Origin of the sequence: Methylophaga sp. UBA4204 (genome assembly GCF_002379485.1) — a bacterium.
Classification (GTDB): Bacteria; Pseudomonadota; Gammaproteobacteria; order Nitrosococcales; family Methylophagaceae; genus Methylophaga.
On the sequence record NZ_DFTU01000053.1, the window covers coordinates 11,088 to 16,082 of the forward strand.

The 4,995-nt window shown below is 45.1% G+C and carries 6 protein-coding genes; all 6 read right to left on the reverse strand.

Features of this window, described 5'->3' with window-relative positions:
- A partial coding sequence (gene modA / locus B3182_RS07580) for a molybdate ABC transporter substrate-binding protein (protein ID WP_292752201.1) occupies nt 1-536 on the reverse strand: 536 nt, incomplete at its 3' end.
- A gap of 61 nt (nt 537-597) precedes the next feature.
- A complete protein-coding gene (gene pnp, locus B3182_RS07585) occupies nt 598-2,691 on the reverse strand; it encodes a polyribonucleotide nucleotidyltransferase (RefSeq protein ID WP_292752204.1) in 2,094 nt (697 codons plus the stop codon).
- 191 nt (nt 2,692-2,882) lie between these two features.
- Complete coding sequence (gene rpsO, locus B3182_RS07590) at nt 2,883-3,152, reverse strand: 30S ribosomal protein S15 (protein ID WP_278361242.1); 270 nt, start codon at nt 3,150-3,152, stop codon at nt 2,883-2,885.
- Nucleotides 3,153-3,281: 129 nt separating this feature from the next.
- Nucleotides 3,282-4,211, reverse strand: a complete 930-nt coding sequence (gene truB / locus B3182_RS07595; protein WP_278361241.1) for a tRNA pseudouridine(55) synthase TruB — start codon at nt 4,209-4,211, stop codon at nt 3,282-3,284.
- Between the two features lie 9 nt (nt 4,212-4,220).
- Nucleotides 4,221-4,622 (reverse strand): 30S ribosome-binding factor RbfA, encoded by a 402-nt coding sequence (gene rbfA / locus B3182_RS07600; protein ID WP_014706505.1) that lies wholly within the window; start codon nt 4,620-4,622, stop codon nt 4,221-4,223.
- Nucleotides 4,622-4,995: EF-Tu/IF-2/RF-3 family GTPase (locus B3182_RS07605; protein ID WP_349677930.1), on the reverse strand; the 374-nt coding region annotated here is incomplete at its 5' end. The genes B3182_RS07605 and rbfA, both read right to left, overlap by 1 nt.

Consider the following 4,995-nt stretch of genomic DNA (forward strand, 5'->3'; position numbering starts at 1 on the left):
GCAAACTGCAGTGTCTGTGAAGCACTTTCTGCCAATAACAGCTGCGGTTGAATGGTCTGCCAAATATCCGCTTCCATCAACAGGTGTTGTGCGAGTTTGCCGTATGGCGCATGTTTAGGATTGGCAATCGCAAATTTTTCCAGCTGATTCTGTTCAATAGCCTGTTTTAGACCTTGCAGCTGATTATCCAGGTTTAATGATGAGTACTGATTAGCAAATAACACTATTTCACTGTGCGCATAGTTGATACGTTGCCCACGATGTTTTTGCTGTTCCATTAAAATATCAATAAACAACGGATTTGCTGAAAAAAATACATCATAAGGCGCACCATGAATTATCTGTGTCGCCAGATTTCCTGACGCGCCGTAAGTTACATTAATCTTATGGTGAGAAGAGTGTTCATATTCACGTATCAATTCAGGTAAAACAAACCGCAAATTGGCAGCCGCGGCCACTCTGAGTGTATCTGCGCTCGCCCCCATGGAGACTAGCAGCAACATAGCCAAAAAGGGTTTAATGAACTTGTTTCGCATTATTCATTCCAAAAAAAAGCCCCGCAGTGCGGGGCTTTTAAGTCTAACGTAACTGACTGCGTTAGTCTGCAGTAACTTCGTTAACAGCTTTCATGCTCAGACGAATACGGCCCTGGCGATCAACTTCCAGTACCTTAACGTCAATCATGTCACCTTCAGACAGTTTATCGCTGACATTTTCCACACGCTCATCAGAGATTTGTGAAATATGTACCAGACCATCTTTACCCGGCAGAATAGTAACAAACGCACCGAAATCCATCAGCTTGGCAACACGGCCCTGATAGACCTTGCCGACTTCAACTTCTGCAGTGATTTGCTCAATACGGTGCAGAGCATCCTGACCGGCATTGAAATCTGAAGAGAAAATCATCACGGTGCCATCATCCTGAATATCAATGGTCGCACCGGTTTCTTCGGTGATTGCACGAATGGTCGCACCACCTTTACCGATTACATCACGGATTTTATCAGCATGAATTTTCACAGTGATAATACGTGGAGCAAATTCAGACATTTCCTGACGGTGCGTTGAAATCACTGCATTCATTTTTTCCAGAATATGCAGACGCCCATCACGGGCTTGCGCCAATGCGGTACGCATGATTTCTTCGTTGATACCTTCAATTTTGATATCCATTTGCAGTGCGGTAACACCTTTCTCGGTACCGGCCACTTTAAAGTCCATATCACCCAGGTGATCTTCATCACCCAGAATATCAGTCAATACGGCGTAACCATCCGCTTCTTTAATCAGACCCATCGCAATACCGGCTACTGGTGCTTTAATTGGTACACCGGCATCCATTAACGCCAATGATGTTCCACACACAGACGCCATTGAACTTGAACCATTGGACTCGGTGATTTCAGAAACCACACGAACCACATATGGGAACTCTTCAGCGGATGGCATAACGGCCTGGATACCACGTTTAGCCAATTTACCATGGCCGATTTCACGGCGTTTTGGTGAACCGACCAAACCGGTTTCACCGACACAGAATGGCGGAAAGTTGTAATGCAGCATGAAGCGGTCACGGTATTCACCTTCAACAGCATCAATCATCTGTGCATCACGTTCAGCACCCAATGTTGCCACAACAATAGCCTGAGTTTCACCACGGGTGAACAATGCAGAACCATGAACACGCGGTAGTACAGTGGTTTCAACGAAAACTGGACGTACCGTTTTGGTATCACGACCATCGATACGTGGTTCACCGGCAATAATGCGGCCACGAACCAGTTCTTTTTCCAGTTTGCCAAACACGCCTTTTACGTCATCTTCAGACCATTCGCCATCTTCACTGACTAATTCAGCAACTGCTGCCTGGCGAATTTCAGCCAGTTGATCCTGACGCTGCATTTTGTCACTGATAGCATAGGCATTTTTAATACCTTCAAACGCTTGATCTTTAACAGCGTTATACAAACGATCATCTTTTTCCGGAGCAGTCCAATCCCAGGCTGTTTTAGCGGTTTCTGCTTTCAATTCATCAATCAGTTTGATCGCTGTCTGTATTTGCTGATGACCATACATAACAGAACCTAACATCACCTCTTCAGGCAATTCAGATGCTTCGGATTCCACCATCAATACAGCACTTTCAGTACCGGCAACAACCAAGTCCAGTGAACTGGTCGCCAATTGTTTTTTGGAGGGGTTGAGGATGTAGTTACCATCAACATAGCCTACCCGTGCAGCACCTAATGGGCCATTAAACGGGATTCCGGAAATTGCCAGGGCAGCAGAAGCACCAATCATTGCCGGGATATCAGGATCGATTTCAGGATCCAATGCCATTACGGTGGCAATAACCTGTACTTCGTTAATGAAACCTTTAGGAAACAATGGACGCAGTGGACGATCGATCAGACGGGAGGTCAGTGTTTCTTTCTCGGAAGGACGGCCTTCACGTTTGAAGAAACCACCCGGTATTTTACCTGCAGCATAAGTACGTTCTTGATAATTTACGGTTAACGGAAAGAAATCCTGGCCAGGATTTACATTCTTCTTTCCGACTACAGTTACAAGCACTGATGTCTCACCCAGACTGGCAATAATGGAGCCACCGGCCTGACGGGCGATTTTTCCGGTTTCCAAGCTGAGAATGTGCTCACCGAACTGAACTGTCTTTTTTACTGAATTCACTAGTATTTCCTTCTCTTGACTACATCAGCCATGAACCTTTTCATAACTGATTTAAAAAACGATAAACGCATAAATGAATATGCCCCTGAAACCGCGGGGGATTTCAGGGGCATATCAGTCAACGCACCAGCCTAATGCCAATGATATTGGCGGAGGCTCGATGAGATGTTTTACAGACCACGTCGAGTAATTTAGCGACGCAGACCTAAGTCAGCAATTAAATCACGGTAACGGTTAATATCCGTTTTTTTCAGGTAATCGAGCATTTTACGACGACCACTAACCATTTTTAAAAGACCTTGACGTGAGTGATGATCATGGATGTTAGTTTTAAAATGGTCTGAAAGATTTGTAATACGTGCTGTCAGCAACGCTACCTGAACTTCAGCTGAGCCGGTATCGCCTTCGGTACGACCGTATTTTTTAATGATTTCTTGCTTTTGTTCTGCAGTAATTGACATAAAAACTCCAACTTTTTATAGCCTTTAGCTATGAGTTAAATTCTGAAATAATCCAGCCCGTTGAACCGAATTACCCAACCTTTTAAGAGTGGCGAATTTTACCGGTTTTATCCGCTATTCACAAGCGAGTTAAACCGTATCACCGGTAACAAACAAACGTTTTGCTGAAACTGTGCCGTCCACGGCCAATTCCCCCAGACCGATAAATTGATCCTGATAATCAAATAAACGGACTTTTGCGCTTTGTCCCTGAACATCAGTTTTGACTGCCCGACCGTATCGCATATCATCAGACATTGCCGAATCCAGTTTGATGTGGGGCCAGTCCGGCAAAGCTTCATGGGCTGGAAGTAACTGACTATCAAGTCCTGCCAATCCTTGCTGCTCGGCCAACTCCCCTAATGCTTCCAGACTTAATGCCTGGGTTAAATCATAGCCTGCCGCATCAGTACGTCTCAGCATTTTGACATGTCCGCAGCTGCCTAAAGCGGCAGCAATATCCTGCACCAGCGTACGAATATAGGTTCCTTTGCTACAGGCAACCTGCAAGGTAAAACTCTCGGCATCGCATGCCAGTAATTCAATACTGTAGATGGTAATAAGGCGTGACTTTCGTTCAATTTCAATACCCTGTCGTGCCAATTTATATAATGGCTGGCCCTGATGTTTTAACGCAGAAAACATAGGCGGGATCTGCTGTTGCTCTCCGACAAAATCCAGCAAAACCTGCTGCAGCTGTTCAGGGGAATATTCTGGAATGGCTTGTTGTGCTATCACCTCGCCATCACTATCACCGCTATCGGTAAGAATGCCCAACTGACAACGCACTTGGTATTGTTTGTCAGCATCCAGTAAATAGGTGGAAAGTTTAGTCGCTTCGCCCAGGCAGACTGGTAATACCCCGGTGGCTAAGGGGTCGAGACTGCCGGTATGTCCTGCCTTGTTTGCATTAAATAATCGTTTAACGCGTTGCAAAACATGATTTGAGCTTAATCCGGTTGGCTTGTCGATAATCACGATACCCGTAATATCTCGACCTTTTTTATTGCGTTTTGCCATTGGCGAAACTCAATCTTTATCAGTTTCGGGATCAGGATCCTGTTCGTCTTTGATATCAGCATTAGCTTTGGAAATCAGCTCATCCATATAAAAGCCGTGCTCCAAAGTCGTGTCATAACGAAACTGCAGTTCAGGCATGATGCGTAACTTCACGCGTTTGGCCAGCGCCCGACGTAAGAAGCCAGCGGCATTATTCAAACCAGCCAGACATTCTTTAGCGGCTTCTTCTGAATCAAACCCACTAAGCCGAGTGACATAAATACGCGCATATTTCAGATCAGATGTCACATCAACATGTGACACCGTGACCATACTTACACGCGGATCGGCCAGATCATGCTGAATCAGCAAAGCCAATTCACGCATCATGACCTCGCTGATTCGATTTGTGCGACTAAATTCTCTTGCCATTAAAGACTCGGTTTCATTAATACACGTTCAAATACTTCAATTTGATCGCCCGGTTTAACGTCTTTATAGTTTTTCACACCAATACCACATTCGGTACCGGCATTCACTTCGTTAACATCATCTTTGAAACGACGCAGCGATTCCAGTTCACCTTCATAGATAACAACGTTATCACGTAGAACACGAATTGGATTGTTACGTTTAACACTGCCTTCCAGCACCAGACAACCGGCAATGTCGCCGAATTTCGGTGAGCTGAATACATCATCAACACGAGCCAAACCAATGATTTCGTCTTTGTAGACGGGTTCCAGCATCCCGGTCATCGCTTTGGTGACCACATCCAGCAAATCATAAATGATACTGAAGTATT